The sequence below is a fragment of the Chryseolinea serpens genome (assembly GCF_900129725.1).
Taxonomy (GTDB): domain Bacteria; phylum Bacteroidota; class Bacteroidia; order Cytophagales; family Cyclobacteriaceae; genus Chryseolinea; species Chryseolinea serpens.
In genome coordinates this window covers 2,392,060-2,411,923 of sequence record NZ_FQWQ01000001.1, presented here as the reverse complement: position 1 = coordinate 2,411,923, position 19,864 = coordinate 2,392,060, and the positions used below count along the sequence as shown (strand labels likewise).

At 49.9% G+C, this 19,864-nt stretch carries 15 protein-coding genes; 11 read left to right on the top strand and 4 right to left on the bottom strand.

The genetic code is table 11. The features are described from left to right. Positions 1 to 396 precede the first annotated feature (396 nt). Positions 397 to 1,260 (top strand): DUF6252 domain-containing protein, encoded by an 864-nt coding sequence (locus BUB30_RS09535; protein WP_073133100.1) that lies wholly within the window; start codon positions 397 to 399, stop codon positions 1,258 to 1,260. Between the two features lie 95 nt (positions 1,261 to 1,355). Here the strand turns inward: BUB30_RS09535 and BUB30_RS09530 are convergent, their stop codons facing one another. Together BUB30_RS09530 and BUB30_RS09520 are read right to left on the bottom strand one after the other, a co-directional pair. Further along, on the bottom strand, positions 1,356 to 3,767 hold the full coding sequence (locus BUB30_RS09530; RefSeq protein ID WP_073133098.1) for an ABC transporter permease: 2,412 nt from the start codon (positions 3,765 to 3,767) through the stop codon (positions 1,356 to 1,358). Between the two features lie 612 nt (positions 3,768 to 4,379). Beyond that, positions 4,380 to 6,461 carry a beta-galactosidase gene (locus tag BUB30_RS09520; RefSeq protein WP_221408683.1) on the bottom strand — a complete coding sequence of 694 codons (2,082 nt, stop codon included), beginning with the start codon at positions 6,459 to 6,461 and terminating at the stop codon, positions 4,380 to 4,382. Between the two features lie 161 nt (positions 6,462 to 6,622). Between BUB30_RS09520 and BUB30_RS09515 the strand changes: the two genes are divergently transcribed. Continuing rightward, positions 6,623 to 8,272, top strand: a complete 1,650-nt coding sequence (locus BUB30_RS09515) for an alpha-L-rhamnosidase-related protein (protein WP_073133094.1) — start codon at positions 6,623 to 6,625, stop codon at positions 8,270 to 8,272. Between the two features lie 37 nt (positions 8,273 to 8,309). On the opposite strand, the gene BUB30_RS09510 is transcribed toward BUB30_RS09515, so the two are convergent. Then, entirely contained in the window at positions 8,310 to 9,971 is a 1,662-nt protein-coding gene (locus tag BUB30_RS09510) for a leucine-rich repeat domain-containing protein (RefSeq protein ID WP_178377065.1), read from the bottom strand. Positions 9,972 to 10,205: 234 nt separating this feature from the next. On the opposite strand from BUB30_RS09510, the gene BUB30_RS09505 reads away from it, so the two are divergent. The 4 genes from BUB30_RS09505 (at position 10,206) to BUB30_RS09490 (ending at position 12,420) form a co-directional block, all read left to right on the top strand. Then, complete coding sequence (locus BUB30_RS09505) at positions 10,206 to 10,535, top strand: ArsR/SmtB family transcription factor (protein ID WP_245804055.1); 330 nt, start codon at positions 10,206 to 10,208, stop codon at positions 10,533 to 10,535. Next, the gene (locus tag BUB30_RS09500; RefSeq protein ID WP_073133090.1) at positions 10,528 to 10,983 is read left to right on the top strand and encodes an SRPBCC family protein; all 456 of its coding nucleotides are present in this window, start codon (positions 10,528 to 10,530) and stop codon (positions 10,981 to 10,983) included. Before BUB30_RS09505 ends, BUB30_RS09500 begins: the two co-directional genes overlap by 8 nt. Before the next feature lie 8 nt (positions 10,984 to 10,991). Beyond that, complete coding sequence (locus BUB30_RS09495; protein WP_073133089.1) at positions 10,992 to 11,426, top strand: LIC_13387 family protein; 435 nt, start codon at positions 10,992 to 10,994, stop codon at positions 11,424 to 11,426. 169 nt (positions 11,427 to 11,595) lie between these two features. Then, positions 11,596 to 12,420, top strand: a complete 825-nt coding sequence (locus BUB30_RS09490; RefSeq protein WP_073133087.1) for a helix-turn-helix domain-containing protein — start codon at positions 11,596 to 11,598, stop codon at positions 12,418 to 12,420. 47 nt (positions 12,421 to 12,467) lie between these two features. Here the strand turns inward: BUB30_RS09490 and BUB30_RS09485 are convergent, their stop codons facing one another. Beyond that, the gene (locus BUB30_RS09485; RefSeq protein WP_073135009.1) at positions 12,468 to 13,151 is read right to left on the bottom strand and encodes a GDSL-type esterase/lipase family protein; all 684 of its coding nucleotides are present in this window, start codon (positions 13,149 to 13,151) and stop codon (positions 12,468 to 12,470) included. A gap of 49 nt (positions 13,152 to 13,200) precedes the next feature. Between BUB30_RS09485 and BUB30_RS09480 the strand changes: the two genes are divergently transcribed. From BUB30_RS09480 to BUB30_RS09460, 5 genes are all read left to right on the top strand, one after another. Beyond that, entirely contained in the window at positions 13,201 to 14,199 is a 999-nt protein-coding gene (locus BUB30_RS09480) for a helix-turn-helix domain-containing protein (RefSeq protein WP_084137992.1), read from the top strand. Positions 14,200 to 14,431: 232 nt separating this feature from the next. Further along, on the top strand, positions 14,432 to 15,007 hold the full coding sequence (locus tag BUB30_RS09475; RefSeq protein WP_073133084.1) for an RNA polymerase sigma factor: 576 nt from the start codon (positions 14,432 to 14,434) through the stop codon (positions 15,005 to 15,007). A 62-nt stretch (positions 15,008 to 15,069) separates the two neighbouring features. Continuing rightward, on the top strand, positions 15,070 to 15,261 hold the full coding sequence (locus BUB30_RS09470) for a hypothetical protein (protein WP_073133082.1): 192 nt from the start codon (positions 15,070 to 15,072) through the stop codon (positions 15,259 to 15,261). A 75-nt stretch (positions 15,262 to 15,336) separates the two neighbouring features. Further along, positions 15,337 to 16,320 carry a FecR family protein gene (locus BUB30_RS09465; RefSeq protein ID WP_143164836.1) on the top strand — a complete coding sequence of 328 codons (984 nt, stop codon included), beginning with the start codon at positions 15,337 to 15,339 and terminating at the stop codon, positions 16,318 to 16,320. Positions 16,321 to 16,526: 206 nt separating this feature from the next. Further along, positions 16,527 to 19,862, top strand: a complete 3,336-nt coding sequence (locus BUB30_RS09460) for a TonB-dependent receptor (RefSeq protein WP_178377064.1) — start codon at positions 16,527 to 16,529, stop codon at positions 19,860 to 19,862. Positions 19,863 to 19,864 lie beyond the last annotated feature (2 nt).

The window sequence follows — 19,864 nt, the reverse complement described above, 5'->3', positions numbered from 1 at the left end:
CAATCTTTGCATCTTCTTTGCGTCCTCTGCGCCTTTCTGTGCCCGCTGAAGCTTTAGCGAAAGCGGGGCGGTTCAAAATGACTTTTCGAGGGTGCCCCGCCATCGGAGTACGCACGCCGGCATGAGGGTTAATACGGACCTGACCCTTAATGTAAGATTCATCCGGAGATTCCATTTTATGGATGAGCGGAAGCTGAATATATTTGTGCATTCATACCCCCGTTTCCATGAATACTGTTGTAGGCGCTCATCCCGTACCTCCCGTCATCCCATACATTTCTATTACGTTATTCAAACACCAGGATTGGCAGCATCCTGAAGCATGCATCTGTTAGTAATTAATCAGTCTATTTATATTCCAATTCTTTAATCTTAAACCATTTACCAAATCAAACGATGAAAAAAATTTTCAAAACACTGTTGTGCCTGACCTTGTTCGGCCTCCTTTTGACGTCCTGCTCCAAAGACTCCGAAAACGATACGCCTGTTGCTCCTGCCGGCAAGTTCATTGCCAAAGTCGACGGCACTTCCTTTGAAGCCGACGGTGCAGCACAGATCTACAACAATGTGATCATTGTCGCAGGTCAGATGGGAACCAAGACCATTTCCGTGACGGTCACCAAAGGCGTGGTGGGCACCTACGATGTGAAAGGAACTGCACTGGGCGTAACACCCGATGCGGAAATAAACTATTCCCCTGATGGGAAAACCGTTTCTTCGTCCGTCTTCGCAGCCGGCGAAACCGTGGGCACCGTCACCATCACGGAGATCGACCAGGTGAACAAAACGGTCTCCGGAACGTTCAGCAGCAAAGTGATCCCAGCCTCGACAGGATCGATCGCCGACATTACCTCCGGTTCCTTCACCAAAATCCCCTACGTGACGACGCCCGCCAGCACCCTGACGGCCAAGATCGATGGAACACCTTTCGCGGCGACCATCGTGGCGAGCCAGCGCGGCTTTGGTGAACTTGTGATCAATGCCCAGTCGCTCAACGGCGCCCAGATCATTTCACTTTCCGTTTCCGACGCGATCACTCCGGGCACATATGCCATCGGCGAACCCGGATCGGAAGCCTACGCTCTCTATACGGTTAGCTCGAACATCTTTATGTCCGACACCGGAACGATAACGATCACGACCCACAACACGACCACCAAGCGCATCGAAGGAACGTTCAGTTTCACTGCAGACCCGATCAGCGCGGAAGGCGACGGTCATGCGTTGACCGAAGGAACTTTTGCGGTCACTTACCGGTGATAGATCGCATGATAAGAAAAAGGGATGCCAAAACTGGCATCCCTTTTTTTATGTTGTGGATCTATTGAATGCGTGAAAATGTTGGCATTTGGACTTTATTCATTCTTCAAAGAATCCACCGGGTTCACCGACGCTGCTTTGATGGACCGGTACCCCACGGTGAGGACGGCGATCAACAGTCCTCCCGCACCGGCAATGACCACGGCGACAATGTCGAAGGGGATGCGATATGCAAAGGATTGAAGCCATTGATCCATGCCATACCACGCCAGGGGAATGGCAATGACAAATGCAATGAGAACAAGTCTCACCAGGTCCGACAACAGCAAGATGGTGATCTGGCCCAAAGTAGCACCCAGCACTTTGCGAATGCCAATCTCCTTTGTGCGTTGTGCGGCGATATAGGTGATCAACCCGAACAGCCCTAAGCAGGCGATCAGGATGGCGATGATCGTGAAGGTTGCAAAGACGATGCCCAAGCGTTGTTCGGACCGGAACAATGCATTGAAATCTTCATCGATAAAGGAATATTGAAAGGGCTGCCCGTTGGCATATTTTTTCCAAAGCGATTCAACTAACGCGATTTTTTCCGCCGGATTTCCGGGTGTCACCCGCAAGGCCATCGTGCCCTTGATCCCGTCGTCCAGGAACAGGGCCAGCGGCTGCACGTCGGATTTCAGGCTTGCAAAGTTAAAGTCCTGGATGATGCCGATGACATTCCACATTTTGGCATCACCAAAACTCACCCGTTTGCCCTCGTGCGTTTCAAAGCCCAGTAAACGCGCACAGGCTTCGTTGATGATCACGGCACTGGAGTCGGAAGGGAATTCGCGCGAAAAATAGCGTCCGCTTTTCATGCGGTATCCCATGGTCTGGAGCAGGTCGTGATCGGCGACCGAATAGAAATAGCCCACCAGTTGGTCTGAATTTTCAGCTTTGATAAACGCCGTCGATTGAATATACGGCGGCAGGGATTGCGCATAGCTGGCATTGACAAATTCACTATGCTTTAGCAAAGCGTCCTTGAAGACCTTGGCGTTGTTTTCCAGAACATAGGTCTGTGGTATCCGGATGACATTCTCTTTGTCGAACCCCAGGTGATGGTTTTGGATGAACGAGACTTGTTTGTAGATGATCACCGTGCCCACGATGAGCACGATCGAGATCGTGAACTGGAAGACGACCAATGTGCTTCTCAAGAGTGACCGGGAGGACCCCTGCGGACCACCGCCTTTCAACACCCGGACGGGATTGAAGGAGGTGAGATAAAAAGCGGGATAAGTTCCTGCCAGTATGCCGACCACGGCCAGGAAAAGAAAGATGGAGGGCAAGAGGTAGGGTGTGGCAAACAGATCGAGTTGGAGATCTTTTCCGCTCAGTGTGTTGAAGGGGCCCATCGCCACATAGGCAATGACCAAAGCGGCCAACCCCGAGATCAATACGTATAAAAACGACTCTAACATAAATTGTGGCACAAGTCCCTGGCGTGTAGCCCCCATGGTTTTTCGCACGCCCACCTCTTTGCTGCGGCTCACCGCACGGGCCGTCGACAAATTCATGAAGTTGATGCAGGCCATCAGGATCAGGAAGATGCCCGTTGCCGAGAAGATGTAGACATACTGCAAATCGCCATTGGGCTCGAACTCGCTGTCGATATTCGATTCCAGGTGAATCGACAAAAGCGGTTGGATGAAGAAGCTCACCCGGTCTCCGCTTTTTACAAACTGTTCATGCGGTATGTGCAGGTCTTTCTCGATCCGGGGGATGATCCTTTTTTGAGCAAAGTCCTCCAGCTTTTTTTCGATCGTGACCATGTCGGCTTGCGCCACGGTTTTGAAATAGGTTTTCGTGCCATAGCAAGCCCAGCAATCGTTCTTGGCATATTCCAGGGACTCCATCGACATCACCATGTCGAATTTCATATGGGTGGTAGCCGGAACATCGGCGAAGATGCCCGTGACCTCAGCGACCCTGCCATCCCTTCCCACGATCAATTGCTTGCCCAGGGGAGATGCATCGCCCTGTCCTTCATAGCCAAAATATTTTTTTGCCGCCGATGCGGAGACAACGATTTTATCGGGCCCCTTAAGACACTTGGCAGCGTTGCCCTCCAGGAGAGAATAACCGAAGAACTCAAAGAAGTTGGAGTCGGCATACATCAATTTCTTTTCCATAAACACCTTGTCCTGAAACTTCACAGGGCCGGGGACGGGGCTGACCCGAACGGAAGCTTCCACTTCCGGAAGCTCAGCCCGCATCGCCTCCGCCAAGGGAGCGCCACTATCCGAGTACAATATTTCATCGCCTTTAAAAGTTTCATTGATGCCAACCCGGTAGATCCTCGCAGCGTCTTTTATATGACGATCATAACGCAACTCGTCGGAGATATAGAGAAAGATCAAAAGACTCGCCGCCAGCCCTACCGAAAGCCCGAGGATGTTGATGAAGGAATAAAGCTTTTGGCGTCGTAAAATGCGAAGGGCGGTGATAACATAATTTCTGAGCATAAGCTGATGTTTTTATTGAGCAGAAAACAATTCCTCATGAAGCCGCCCGTACGGAAAGGAAAATGCGGCAGTAAAACGATAATCTAATATCGAACCTTTTTTGAGAAAGATTTGAAATGAATACCAGGACTTTGAGAAATCCACGCAAAAAAGAACTCAATAAGCCCTACGGGCTTGAGAAATAAACCTCTTGGCATCGAAGCGGGGAAAACTTGCAGTTGTTTTGGCCAGCCCTTGTCGCGACTTTAATTTCCTTCACTGGATCGACAAGCGCGATGCTTGAGATTATCGCTTCAGAAAGTGCTCGGCCAATTGAATGAGCCCCATAGCAATGAAACCGATTCCAGCATTTTTTAGATACGGTATTTCAAGCGCGGTATTTTCCTTTAGGAACTTTGATCTATGGTGAAAGATCAAAAGAGCAATGCCTACAATAATAATGGATGGACCAGCCCACAATGCATTCATTTCTTGTCAGATAATAATAGTGAAAACTTCGTATGGCCATACCGGTTGGCTATTTCGAATGACCATACTACGGGCAAATATAGAACTGTTTTTATTCGAAAAATTGGATCCCTGCCCTGAATTCCTGCCCCGACCATCCTAACTCTAGTTCTCCTCGACAATTTTTATTCCCCACGGCTCCAAAGTCATTTGTTCGCCCTTAAGCATCACTTTATTGGACAATAACTCCGTGCCCGCGCCATGAGGATATTGAGCCGTTCCCGAAACCGCCGAGTAATTAAAATAATAGTGTAGTCTCTTGCCCTTTTGATTCACGCCGGATTTTGTGATCAACGGGAAGGCCATCTGTTGATCTTCCTTCCAAAGGCCCGCGCTTTTGATCACACCCTCGAGAATTTTAGAAGTGACCTCGTCGCTTGTCCTGCAGCCTATGTAGGTGGCAACGCCTTTACCAAAAGTATTTCGGGTGATCGCGGCATACTTCCCCCAAACCGGATGATCGTAGTAGGCCAGCACCGTTGCCGTCGTGGGAGTGATCAGCTCCATCCATGTCTTTACTTCGTTACCCGCTTTCCCAACCTTGAACGGATCGTTCTTTAAAGAAACATTCTGCGGGATGGTAAACTGGCTGTATTGAATTCCACAAGCCTCACCGATAATCCCCGGCTGAGGCGTTGTTCTCACCTTCACGTTTTCATCCGAAAATCCGCTTTTGAAAGTGTAGACGATGTGGCCGCCATTTTTCACAAACTGATTCAGCCGCTGTAGCAAGGCATCCGGCGCCGCATAGAGCACGGGCACGACCAGCACTTTATATTTCTCAAATGTCGTACTGGAAGGGTCCACAAAATCGACGCCCACATTCATTTTATATAAAGCATCATAAAACGGCCGGAGCACGTCATTGTAATTTTCACGAACGCCATAACCAAAACCAAAACGCTGAAAAGCGGTTTGGGCTTCGTTGCTAAACAGGATCGCCACCTCGTTGGTCTTCTTCAATCCCACCAGCGAGGAACTTAATTTTTCAAAATCCTTCCCGATGGTCTTTGCTTCCTCATAGGTGGGGTTCGGTTCAAAGTCATGGCTCAACAGGCCTTTCCAGTAGGTTTCGACCGAGTTGTGAATGGAATGCCAATGCCAGTACGCTACCATGTTGGCACCGGAAGCGGTGTGACTGAAAGCCTGCAACCGCAGCTGGCCCGGGTAAGGAACCCATTGCGGAAAACCTTGCGCCTCAGTTTCGATCACCAGGTAGTTTTGTCCCGATTTCATGGAGCGGGCAACATCGCCGCCGAGCGAGATCTCGATGCCGGTGAGTTGATCTTGCGTGGGGTGATAGATGTCTATGCCGGCAATGTCCATGGCTTTCGCCGCCGCAAAGTGATCGACGTCGGGTTGAATGCCATAAGAATACCCGCGCCACTCCAGGTCAAAATTCTGCGTTACAAATTGTCCGGGTTTTTTATACGAATCGACGATCGCCACCTGCCACGCAAGATAGTCGGTGACGAGCTTGCGCTGAAACTTGGAGAACTCCGACGCCAGGCTGGCATTGACGGTGCCCACCATCGATGGAAAATCTTCCCAGCGGTTAATGCGGTTGCTCCAATAGTCGAGTCCAAAGGCTTTGTTGACCGCCTCCAGCGACGTGAACTTGGCTTTCATGTATTGCACGAAAAGTTGCTGAACGTTGTCGCCCGAAGTGTTGTAGTGCTTCGTCTCATTGTCGACCTGGTAGCCGATGATCGCGGGATGGTCTTTCACGTGCTCCATGATCTTGCGGATGACGCGTTCGGCGTGAAAACGGAAATCGGTGTTGGCGATGTCCATGTTCTGACGCATCCCATATTTATTCTGACCAGCGGGTGTAGTCGCGAGAATGGCGGGATATTTTTTTACCAGCCACGCAGGAACCGCGTAAGTGGGTGTGCCTACAATCACTTTGATCCCACCTTTGTGCATGGCATCGAGGACGCGGTCGATGTGTGTAAAATCGAATACGCCATCCTGTGGCTCTACCGTACTCCAGGTCGATTCCGCAATGCGCACCACGTTGATCCCGGTTTCCTTCATCATCTTCACATCCTTTTCGAGGCGATCATAGGGCATGTATTCGTCATAATAGGCCACGCCGTAAAGCAACTTGTTCATTTTAATTTCTTGCGCCTTCGAAAAGGATACCACCGCGAGGAGCAGGATAAAACAGGCAGGGATTGTCTTCATATAATTAAGTGTAAATAATACATTTGTAAATATAGCAAATTTAAATTCAAAGTGTAATTATTACGCAATGATTGAGCTTTTTTCAGAACAGCGCAGGACGGTTCCGGAAAGGAGAGACCTAATTTGCACGCGAATACGACTCCCGCTGACCATCTTTGTATATGAAAAATAAATATCACCTTCGGATTTTTATGGTGCTGATAACAGCCCTGTGCTATTCAAAACCTGTCACCGGTCAGGATGTTTTTCAGGAACAGCGAAACGGGTGGCTGCAGGAGGCGGAGAAGAGTCAGCCGAAGTTGATGGAAAGCACAAAGGAACCCGTGTCGCTGGTTTCTATCGAGCAGGATGAAAAGGCTTTCCAACATTGGAAGGCTGTGAGAACCCTCCCGGTGGATTCGCTCTACCACCGTTCATTCAAAAAGCAATCCGGAGTGGTCGCCGATTTTGGCGAGCACCTGACGGGCTTCTTCACTTTTTCGGTGGAAGCTTTTGGGAGAGCGGCCGATGCACCGCTGCGTTTGAAATTTACGTTTGGTGAAGTGCCTTCCGAATTGGCCACGCCATTTGATCCCTACCCGGGAGGGCTGAGCCGCGCATGGCTGCAAGACGAGATCGTGACCGTCTCCGATGTGCCGGCCGTCATCACCATCCCCCGGCGGGTTGCCTTTCGCTATGTAAAGATCGAACTGCTGGGTAGTTCGGTGTACTCCGATTTTCGGATCAGCCAGATCACATTCAAAGCAACGACATCCGTCAACACCACGCCTTCGCCGCTGGAGGCGTCGACCGACAAAATGGTGGCGGACATTGACCGTATCAGCCTGGTCACCCTCAAGGAATGCATGCAAACGGTATATGAGGACGGCCCCAAACGCGACCGGAGATTGTGGATCGGCGATCTGTACCTGGAGTCGCTGGCCAACATGTACTCGTTCAAAAATTATGACCTCACAAAACATTGCCTCTATCTCCTGGCCGGACTGAGCTATGAAAACGGCGTCGCTCCTTCCAATGTCTTTGAGCGCCCCAGTCCTCACCCGCAGATCAACCCGCTGTTCGACTACGCGCTGATCTACAATGTTGCCGTCAAAGAATACCTGCAGGCGACCGGCGACCGCCAGACAGCGACCGATCTGTGGCCCATTGTGAAAAAGCAATTGGAGGTCCCCAAAAAGTATCTGGGTAAGGATGGCATGCTGGACTATGAACGCGCCAACAAAGAATGGTGGTTGTTTTTCGATTGGCGTGTGGGGCTCGACAAACAAGCCGCATTGCAAGGCGTGGTGATCTGGGCCTATAAAAATACCTATGAGTTGGCCAAGATGCTGGGCAAGGAGAAAGAGGTAGCCGAGTTGCCCGACCTCATAAAAAAAATGACGGCGGCAACACACAAGAATCTTTACGATAAAACGACAGGTGTCTTTGTCAGCGGAAAGGACCGGCAGGTTTCGTATGCGTCGCAGGCCTGGATGGTGCTGAGCGGTGTGGCTACCAAAGCCGAAGGAGCCAAGGCCTTGCGCAAGTTGCCTGCGATGCAAAATGTTGTTTATCCCGGTGCGCCCTATTTATATCATTACGTGATCGAAGCGATGATCCAATGCGATATGAAAAAAGAAGCCAGGGATTTAGTCGTCGACTATTGGGGGGGCATGGTGACCAAAGGCGCCGACACGTTCTGGGAAGTCTATGATCCGAAGGATGATTTTCTATCGCCCTATAAATTCTTCCCGGTCAATAGCTATTGTCACGCATGGAGTTGCACACCAGTTTATTTTATCCGGAAGTATCCGGAGATATTTCAGCATTAAGGAACAGCAGCAACGTCACTTGATGGGCGCGTATCGGTCAGAGTACAATTTTAGCCTTGTCAAAAGATCTTCTCAGCCGCTCCAGGTCTTTAGGGGCAATAGGATTTCCCTGGAGGTAGATCTTTTGCAATTTCTTCAGTTCATAAATTGCTTCGGGGATGTGCGTGATGTTATTGTCGTGGAGCACCAGGAACTTTAAGTTTTTCAAGGCGGCGATGCTTGGCGGGAGGGATGTGATCTTATTGCCACCCAAATCCAAGGTCTCTAATTTTTCCAACTGCGTAATTTCCTCGGGAAATGTTTTCAATTGATTAGAACCCAGTCCGAGGACCTTCAGCTTTTTGAGATTTCCGAAGGTGCTGGGAAGCGTTTCAATTTTGTTTTCAAACAGGTAGAGCTCCTGAAGTTTGGTTAGCGAATGAAGGTCGTCGGGTAGATGATTCAGTTGATTCTTTTCAAGATCCAGGTACGTCAACTCTTTTAATTGCAAGATTTCTGGCGGAAACGAATTCAATCGTTTATCGATAAGGGACAGGCGCGTCGCTTTCGATTTGAGGGCTTCCTCGAGGCTGACAAATTCTTCGGTTGCTACTTTGCTCCCGGCGGCTGCGCGGGAATTTTGTCGGATGTACTGAGGGGGCGTGGCACGCTGCACTCTTTCGACACTCATGGCGGTCAGCTGAATTTCCGTCAGCAAACGGGCGTCGGTACCCGGGAATGAAATTTCGGTTTCAAATGGTTTGCCAATGCCAAACGAAACCGGTAAGATAAAGTCAGAGGCCTTCGTCTTTGCTGCCAAGGACATCCCCAGGTTGGGTGGAAGTGTTAACAGGACTCGTCTCACTTCATCACCACACTTCATCCCGATATCTTTCAAGAGCATGACGGAAATCACCTTGCCGAAGCCGTCGAGGCGAAATTGAACATAGACAACGCCTTCCACACCCGCACTCCTGGCCTCTGCGGGAAACCGGAGGTTTTGTGCCATATAGGTGGCGAATTCCGAAACGCTTATCGATATCGTGGGGGCCGTTGGAGTGATGCCGATGGGCAAACTAAAATGCTGCGCAACATTTGTTCCGTGTTGGGTCGCGGCAACCCAGGCCGGCATGTTTTGAAAAACGCGCTCAACAACTACCCGGTGCGTTGAATCTGAAACGGCCAGGTTTGAAGCTTTGCCGTTTTCGTCGATCGTGAAGGTGATGGTGAAATTTGGAAACGGCAGCGGAGGAATTTCTTTGGACAAGGCGTTCCCGATGTACGTATAGAAGGCATCCAATCCTCCGGGAAAGGTCGCGTTGGCTTCGGCAAGGTCGGCGGGAGCGACCTGTTCCTGTAGGGGCTGCATAGCCGTTGGGTCTTTCGGGTACAGATTGAGATCAAGGGGCTGCAGGAACACAAAAGCTTTCTTTAAAAAGAATTTGAAATTGTCGGCTTCGGGGATGGTCACATCGGCTGTTTTGAATCCGATATGCGAAACCACCAACGTTTTGTGCTTTGAGGGGTCGATCTTAATTTGAAAGTAACCGAACGGGCTGCTGATCGTTCCGTCGGTCGTGTCCAACACCGAAACGGTTGCGCCCTTTACAGGCTTTTGCGTTTCGGCGTCAAGAAGGCGCCCGGTGATGAGACGCACCTGCGAAAAAGCTGCGTGGCTCAGGAGAAAGGCGACCAGGGGGGTGGTGAAAGCTAGTCTCAAGGAATTGGAATTAACAGTGATTTCGATACATCGATCTGCATCAAAATAAGGCCGCATAACCCAAAAGTCCAAATAGTGCTTGGGGCATTTTTGGGATACCGACGCCGAATTCCCCGCTAAAAAATACTTCAACACACTTGCCGATGTGGGATTTAATGGTAAGTTTGTACTTACGGTAAGTGAATAATTACCGTTAAAAATAAAGGTAGTTTTCGATCAGACCCCCAAAACGAAGTGAAAAAACAAGCCATCAGCAGCTCCGATAAGGCATTCAATGCGCTCGGTGATCCGACCCGCAGGGCCATTTTCGAAAAATTGCGCGTGCGTCCGTTGGCGGTCGTGGAGATAGCCGACGGGTTGCCCGTCAGCCGTCCCGCGGTGTCGCAGCATCTCAAGGTGCTGAAGGATGCCAGGCTCATTCGCGTTCACCGTGAAGGCACCCGGAACCTTTGCCAGATCGATACGCGGGGTGTGCTGGCGATGCGAAATTATTTAGACAATTTCTGGGACATAGCGCTCGCGGCATTCAAACAAGCGGCGGAGAAACATAAGAAACATGAATAATACAAAGATCGAATCCATTCGAAAGGAACTCCTGGTGGAGGTCTCACAGGAAACTGCTTTTAAAGTGTTCACGGAGAAAATGGATCTGTGGTGGCCGCGCACCCATCACATCGGCAAGTCGCCCATGACAGAGCTCGTGCTGGAGTCTGGAAAAAATGGTCGCTGGTACTCCCGTCATGAAGATGGCAGTGAGCAAGACGTCGGTTATGTGCTGACGTGGGAACCTTATGAACTTTTGGTCCTTGCCTGGCAGATCAACGGCAACTTTCAGTTTGATCCCGCGCTCGTCACCGAAGTGGAGGTGCTTTTTATTGCTGAGGCTCCGGAAACGACCCGCATAAAATTCGAACACAAAAACCTGGAGCGTCTCGGCGGTGGGAAAGCGGTGGAAAGTATGGATGAGGGCTGGGGGAAAATTTTGGACCTGTATAAAAGTGTCGCTAAATAAATTTACTTATGGCAAACAGAATAAACCCAAAATACCTCGTTCGCGTCGCCGCCCTGTTGATGGCGTTTCATACCCTTGGACACACCATGGGCGCACTGAACTGGAAAAAGAACCCAAACGAAAATGTCAGCCTCGTCATCAACGGCATGCAGTCAGCACATTTTGATTTTATGGGAAGGTCGGCTACACTCGGCCAATTCTATGAAGGCTATGGGATCATCATGATCCTGGTGCTGGCGCTGATCAGTTTACAGTTGTGGATGTTGTCGGATGAGACGGGCCCAAAGGCATCGAAAATGTTGACGGCCATGGCCGTGTTCCTGGTCCTGATGGCGGTGCTCGAATATATTTATTTTTTCCCCTTCGCCGCGGCGATCTCCTTCCTGGCTGGGGTGTGCGTGATTGTTTCGCTTGCGGCTAAAAAACGATCAGACCCAGCGTAGTGGTCGCGTCCATTTCAAAATGATCGCCAGACCCAAAGTGAGATCTATTTTGATCGAATTCGATCATGCCCTTGGCATTTTCATCAAAATGACGGGTAAATGGCGTGTGAAAATGGTGTGCGTGGGTCCGCTTCTGCCCGTTAAATCCGTAAAATTGTGCCTTTAAAAGATGATGATGCAACAACCGGAATTGGGAAGAAGACTTACCGCTTTGCGCAAGGAGAGAAACCTTACGCAAGAAGAATTGGTGGAAAAAAGCCACGTGAGTGTACGCACGATCCAACGCATTGAGGCCGGTGAGGTGCTGCCCCGCATGTCGACCGTTAAAATTTTGCTGGAAGCGCTTGGAGAACGTTACGAGTCATTTTCCGCGGAATCACCCCAAGTCAAGGAAACACAAATAAATATCTTGCCACATGCCGGGCGAAACACCGTATTGGTGGCCGCCTTGGCCGGGACGGTTTACCTGGTGTCTCAGATCATTCTGGCTGGGATGGACATTTTCTGGATCACCGGTGATCATGACTGGGGGTTTGTGTTGAATGCGATCTATACGGGCTTCACGGTCGTGATGGTGGCCTCGTATATTCTATTTGCCCGGGGATTTCTCGTGTTGAGTACGGTGTTCGAGAACACTTTATTGAAAGCGGTAACCTATATGCTCATGGTGGCCACGGTCGGCATGGGCGTTTTAGATATAACCTCATTGTCGGCGGTGGATGTTGAAAGTTTAGGGATCCCCTACGCCATGGCCGCGGTACTCTTTGGTGCTTTAGGTATAGTGTTTGGAGTAGCCCTCATCCGCTTGCAAGACAGCATGGGCGAACTCTCGCGAATCGCCGGCATGTTGGAAATTGTGATGGGAGGCATGTTGGTAACGGTGGTGCTATTTTTTGTCAGTTATGTGATCCTGATACCGGCCGTGGTCGTAGAGATCCTGGTGCTGTATCGCGGGTATGAATACCTCTCCCGGTCTGAGCCCAGCAACGGGTGATCGATTAAACTTTAAACCAGATTGAGGAAGAATCGCCATCCTCCTGACTATAAATATTTCTTCGTTTTTAAAAGCCTGACCCAAACCTGGTAACCCGCTGGGTTGAGATGGAGTCCATCCGCTTCAGCATACTTCGCGTCAAGCTTGCCCTCTTTGTCGCTGAGCGCTTTGCTCAGATCGATATAGATAAAGCCCATCACTGTCGCCCGCTGTTTTACCTGCTCGTTCACCCGGGTTGCCACATCATTTTTATTAAAGGCATCGGGGTATTCGTTCTTTACGTTGTCGTTGGTGGGCAGGATGCTGTGGACATAGATTTGCGTTCCCGGCGATTGGTTTTTTACCCGTTCGACCATAGTCATCACGTTTTTTACAATGATGTCCACGGGGATGTTTTGGGCAATATCGTTGATACCGATCTTGATAAAAAGCTTGTTGGGCTTGCGGATAATAACGTCGTTGAGGCGATCTAAAACGCCAAAGGTATTGTCGCCCGCAATGCCTCTATTGATCACCGTTGAGTCGTTCAGCAGTTTCACCCAGTCGCCAAACTCGGTGATGCTGTTCCCCAGCAAAATCGTTCTGCCTGTTTTTACCGGCTCACTTTTGAAAAGGGCGATCCGTTTTGCGTAGTAGTCCTTGGCGTACCGGAGGGTGTCATACCGCATGTTTTGTCCGGTCGCGGCGGTGGAGGTCAGGCAAATAAAAAATAGCAATGGAAGTTTTTTCATGGTCATGAAGTCAGTAAGGTCTTGATCGACGCAAAGCTAGGCCCGGGGGATGAAGTGGGATGTGCGGAAATTCTCAAAAAAGCACCGTAGGCTGGCATTTTGCGTTAATCGTTTTGGTATATTAACCGTCTCTATGTATTTCACTTCATTACCGGATCACGCGGCGCCAGGGTTTGATGAACAGTTGCATTTCAGCAAATTCAAAAAACACAATATTATTTTTAATGCGGAGAGTAGTTATGGTCATTGTGACAATCATGTAGGTTGTCTTTCTTTTAAGACTGTGCTGCGCGGAGAAGAGTGGTATGGCGTCAACCGTCGCCGGCTGGCGATCAGCCCGGGACGGTTCCTGATCTTAAACGATGATCAAGCGTATTCCTGCCACATCCACAAAGGCGAATCGACACGGACCCTCTCGATCTTCTTCAAGAAAGAATTTGCGTCCGCTGTTCTTCATGATGCCCTGCAACATGAAGAAAACCTCCTGGACGATCCATTTCCCAACCCGGAGAAGATCCTTGAGTTTTCTCCAACGCTCCATAGCCTTGAGTCGCCCTTGCGGTTACAATTGTCTGGGTTGATCTCAGCCTTGGAGACATCGGAGGGTGGTGCCGGCTCAATCGATGAGCACCTGGTTTTTATTTTGCATCATTTGATCGGATCGCATCAGTCGGCAGCCATCCATTCGAAAAATGTAGCCGCCGTGAAGCCGGCGACCCGGGCGGAACTGTACCGTCGGCTGTGTGTGGCCCGGGATGTTTTGCATTCGTCTTATATGGAAAAACTGGATCTCAACAGGATCAGCGAGGTGTCGTGTTTGTCTGTCCCGCAATTGATCCGTCAGTTCAAAGCGGTTTTCAATACAACACCGCATCGATACCTGGCGGAGGTCAGGGTGAGACGCGCCGCTGAATTGCTTGAACATACCGATAGGCCTGTCCATGAAATAACTTGGGATTGCGGATTTGAGAACGTGAGTTCATTTTGTCGCGCGTTCAAACTGGCGTATGGGGTTCAGCCGCTGCACTTGCGGAAGAAGGGCGCATAGAAAAATTGTGCGCTGCGATTTTTTTGGGAAGTCTGAAGACTTTGATTATAATAGGCACAAGTCGGAGCTTGCGCCAGTGGTGGCCAGTGTTGCCTGGTTTGGAGATTATTATAAAGAATACATATCTTCGGTTATAAATCAGATCGGGCTATTTTTTAACATAGCCTTAATCGATAATGATTTTCACTCACACCCGGCTGCTCTATTTTTGAGGTATAATCCCCAAACGTGCATGACTTCTGCAACAGGATACAATGATCTTAACGACGAAAAACTTCTGGCCCTTCTGAAAGATGGGCAGGAAGAAGCGTTTGATCAGCTGTATTTCCGTTACCGGAACAAACTTATTGCTGTGGCCTACAACCGGTTGAAGTCAAAGGAAATGGCGGAAGAAATTGTGCAGGATGTTTTCGCAGACATCTGGCAAAAACGTCAGACCCTTCAGATCAGGAATAATCTCTCGTCGTATCTTTGCACGGCGATCAAATATGCGGTGCTGGATCACATTCGTTCCCAAAGTACGAAAGACTCCTATGTCGCGGAGATGATGAAGGTCTCGGAAAGCGCCGCTTCGTCGGTGGAGTACGTCGTGGAGTACAATGAGTTGGATTTTCATCTCAACAAAAGCATCGATGCGTTGCCGGAGAAATGCCGGGAAGTGTTCACATTAAGCCGCTATGAAAATTATTCTGTGCGCGAGATCGCAGAAAAACTCGATATCTCACCCGAAACAGCCAAGTACCACATCGCGCACGCCTTAAAAACACTTCGGCTGAGCCTGAAACATATTTATAACTTTTTTTTGTAGCACACCTACCCATCCTCTCTTCTTGTCCGACGTACCGGTGTAACCCTAAAAACCCACTGGAAATGAAGAACAAGGAAAAGAAGCTGCAGGATTCTTTATCAGGTAAAAGACTGGAAGACGGAAAAGAGATCCTTGAATTCGAGGACCAGGCCCTGCGCAACATCGCAGAAAAGCTCAAAATTTCAACCGAAACAGCCAAGCTTCACATCGCAAACGCCCTGCATGCGGCCGACAGGGCGAAAACCCCTTTGTAAAATTTTTTTTGCAGGGCACCTACCCGTTCGCGCTTTTGATCCGACATACTGATATACACGAAATACCGTTTGGCCATGGCAAATAAGAAAAAGGGGCTTCTGGATTTTTTATCCGGCAGAAAATCGGAGGAAGGAAAAAAGATCTTCGAGACCTGGTATAATTCAATACCCGACACGGAGCATCCCGAACTCGACGCCTCGGAAGAGACGCTGAAAAAAGAATTGGCGAGGATCAAAAACCGGAATGTCGTTCCCCTGAAGCAGGATGAAAGAAGTCCTTTCATGATGTATTGGAAAGCAGCTGCGGTTGTTCTACTGGTCGTTTCCATAGGCATTCTGTTGTATGTCAAGCGCGAGGCCTTCGCAAAGGAAGAGCTCACCTATACCGAGCACTATGTTCCCAAGGGAAAGCTCCTGCAGCTCACGTTGTCGGACGGTTCGCAGGTATGGTTGAACTCCGATACAAAATTCCGCTATCCTGAAGAGTTTGGGTCCGGCGATCGCGAGGTTTACCTCGAAGGTGAAGCATTCTTTAACGTCAGCAAGGATGCGTCGAGACCCTTCCGGATCCACTCGGGCGAAAAATTGACCACCACCGTGCTCGGCACCAGCTTTAATGTGAAAGCCTACGGTGACGACGATCTGAATGAGGTGGCGGTCGTCACCGGTAAAGTGTCGGTTGTTCACACCACGTCCGATAATCGTTCGTCCGAAGTGCTGTTGCAGCCGGGTCAAAAAGCAGTGTTGATAAAAGGGCAGGATCTACTGAGCAAGGAAGCATTCAGCGATGTGGATCATTACACATCCTGGCGGGAAGGCAAACTTATTTTCGAGGACGCCCCGGTCGGAGAAGTCATTTCATCGCTTGGCCGGTATTACAACATCGACATTCATTTAAGTTCCGAGGCCCTCAAACGGTGCAGAGTGACGGCGACATTTGACCCGATGCCGCTGGAAAAAGTCATGTACCTGCTGTGCTTCACGCTGAACGCCGAATACAAGCATACCGGAAAGAAATATACCATCAGCGGCGCAGGCTGCAACCCGAGTCACCCCTAATCCCAAAGCATATGAGACCTTTCAGCAACAAAATAGACTATGGATAGCCCCCCGACGCGGACATCACGGATGTCCTGTAAAAAGAAATAGCGGAGGAGACCCTTGCAAAGCCATTCCGCTACTTCAAAACATTATCCTGATGAACAGAATAACTTCATAAAAATATGAAAATAGAATCTCTACGACATGACCATTGGTTAAAAATAATGAAACTGACCACCCTAGCCTTACTCCTGACTACCACCGTTTTATCGGTGGGCCGGGCCGGTGATGCCTCCGGTCAGAGCGTGCTCGATCAGCGGGTTTCGTTGCGTGCCAAAGACCAGCCTTTACGGGACGTCTTCAAGACCTTGCAACAACTAGCGGATGTGAACTTCATGTACAAAAGCTCGGATGTAAATGCCGATAAAAAGATCACCTTTTCGGCAGCCAACAAGGAGCTGAAAGAGGTGTTGACAAAACTCCTGAAGCCGATCGGGTTGGAGTTTACGGCGGTGGGGAAGAACATCGTGGTAAAGCCGATCATTAAAACCGAGCCGACGTCGACGGCCCCGAAGATCAGGGTGACCGGTATAGTTTCCACCGCCGACACGGGTGAGACGCTGCCTGGCGTGAACGTGTTGCTGAAAGGAACGGAAAGAGGCACCACCACAGATGCCGATGGGACCTATGCCATCGATGTGGACGATGAAGCATCGGTGTTGGTCTTTTCTTTTATTGGCTTCAAGGTGACTGAGGTGATTGTGGGAGCCCAAACCAAAATTGATGTGAAGCTGGAACTCGACGCGGTTCAGTTGCAGGATGTGGTGGTGGTGGGCTATGGAACCGCCAAGAAATCGGAAGTGCTCGGCGCGGTGGGTTCACCCAGCCTGAAAGAAGCTTCGAGCAGGAATTATAATACAGCGGCCGAACTACTTCAGGGCACCGTGCCCGGTGTCACCGTGATGAACAATGGTGGCGACCCCACCGGTTCACCGGATATCCGGATCCGGGGCGTAGGCTCGCTGAACACTGAGGCGCCCTTGATCATTTTAGATGGGGTGATCTATTGGGGTGCTTTGAGCACGATCAGTCCCAACGACATTGAATCCATTTCGGTATTAAAGGACGCGGCTTCTGCAGCGATCTATGGTGCCCGGGCTTCCGGGGGTGTGATCCTGATCACCACGAAATCGGGAAAGGCCGACAAGATTAACGTGGAGGTGAACTACCAGTTGGGCGTTCAGCAGGTTGCCAAGAAACTTACACCACTGAATGCCGCAGAGCGTGCGGATGCTGCTAATCTTGCCACCGACAACGCGGGGCTACCGCGCATTCCGGCATTTGATGCGGCCCTTAACCCGGATTCACGGATCACCAAAACCAACTGGATGGACGAGATCTTTCAAACCGGCGTGATCGAAAGCCTGGATGCTTCCGTGAGTGGCGGAAACAAGGTCTCCAATTATTTCATCTCGGGTGGATACCGGAAGAACGAAGGGATCCTGCTCAACACACAGGCAAAACGCTACAGTGCCCGGGTCAATTCTTCGCATGAGATCATGAAGGGCGTACGGCTCGGGGAGAATGTGTCCTACATGTTTTGGGATGGCCAGACGGGGAACACCTCCAGCGCCTACACGGGTGCGATCATGACCGCCCTTTACTATCCCGCCAACGCCACGGTTTATCGTGAAGACGGTTCAGGCAAGTTTGGTGGTGTTCCGGATGCGTATTCAAATGCCTATGGTGACCTGATCAACCCGGTTGCCTATTTGAAACGCCTGGATAACCATACGCCTACATCAACGCTGATGATCAACCCATACCTGGAGGTGGAGGTGATCAAAGGTCTTAAGTTCAGAAGTAACTGGGGCCTCACACAGATCCGACGCAACAACAAACAGTTCAATGTGAAGGTGCTGGAGACCGGGAAGATCTTTGACTTCAACGAACTTTATCAAACGACCGACAATCAAAATGTTTTCCTTTCAGAGCAAACCTTGGCGTATGAGAAAAACATTGGCCAAGATCATCACATTTCCGCGCTGGCCGGGTTTACCTATGAGCGAAAGAAGAGTGAATGGTCGACGGTAAAGGGCACGGGCTTCGACAATGAAGATCCTGCCTATCGCTACATGTCGAATGCCACAACGCTGCAGACGATCGGTGCAGGGGGACCGGAAGAAAAAATAATGTCGTACCTGGGCCGGGTAAATTATAACTACAAGGGCAAGTATTTATTGACGGCGGTACTGCGCAGAGACGGAACGTCGAGATTGATCTCCGATCTTCGCTGGAAGAACTATCCATCGGTGTCGGTAGGTTGGAACATTGCCGAAGAATCATTCATGCAGGATGTGTCGTTGGTGGCTGACTTAAAACTACGGGCTAGCTGGGGAAAGATTGGAAACCTGGGTGCCTTGCCGCTGTATCCGTTCGCCGTAGGGCTGGCGCGTACACGTGCCTGGCTCGGTGGCGACCCCGTCATTAACTATGGTTATGCGGAAGCAGGTTTGTCCAACCAAAACCTCGTTTGGGAAACTTCCGAACAAAAAAATATTGGCCTTGATTTCGGTTTGTTCCATGGAAAGCTTAGCGGATCATTGGATGTATTCCGGAAAACAAACTATGACATGCTTTTCCAAAAAAGTCTTCCCGGCACAGCCGGAGCACCGGACGGTCAGTGGATCAATGGAGGAGATGTCGTAAACAAAGGCTTTGAGCTTGGTCTTACCTACAGGAAAAATGACGGACCGGTTAAATTTGACGTCACGGCCAACTTCTCGCGTGTTAAAAACGAGATCCGTTCGATCACGGAAGATAACAAGTTCCTCAATGCAGGCCCCGCGGTGAGAACGATGCCCCAGGCAAACATCAACCTTGTCGGCAGCCCCTGGAATGCATTCTACGGTTATGAAACCGCCGGACTGTTCAAATCGGATGATGAAGCTTCCAGCTATGTGAATGGGAGCGGCGTGAAGTATCAACCCGCGGCAAAAGCCGGTGACTTTAAATTTGTGGATACGAATGGCGACGGCACGATCAACAACGACGATCGCACGATCCTGGGAAGTCCTTTTCCGGATTTTACCTATAGCCTCAATGGAAACATCTCCTTTAAAGGATTTGATCTGAACGTGTTCTTTCAGGGCGTACATGGCAACAGCATTTTCAATTCCGCCAGAGCCCTCGGCCTGAACGCCGGTTATGGCTACAACTTGCTGGAGGAATCGAAGAACGCCTGGAGCCCCACGAATCCGGATGCTACCATTCCAAGACTTTCCATGTCGGATCCCAACAACAACTGGACGAGAGTATCCGATTTCTTTATTGAAGACGGTTCTTTCCTGCGTCTGAAGAACGTTACGCTGGGATACACGCTGCCGGCCAGGATCTTCAACAAAGTTCAGATGAGGATCTATGTTACTGCACAAAACTTGTTCACCATCACCAATTACTCCGGAATGGACCCCGAAGTGGGTATAACAAATTCGGGTGTGGATGTGGGAATGTATCCACTGGCAAGAGTTTATATGTCTGGTCTTACGCTTAAATTCTAATC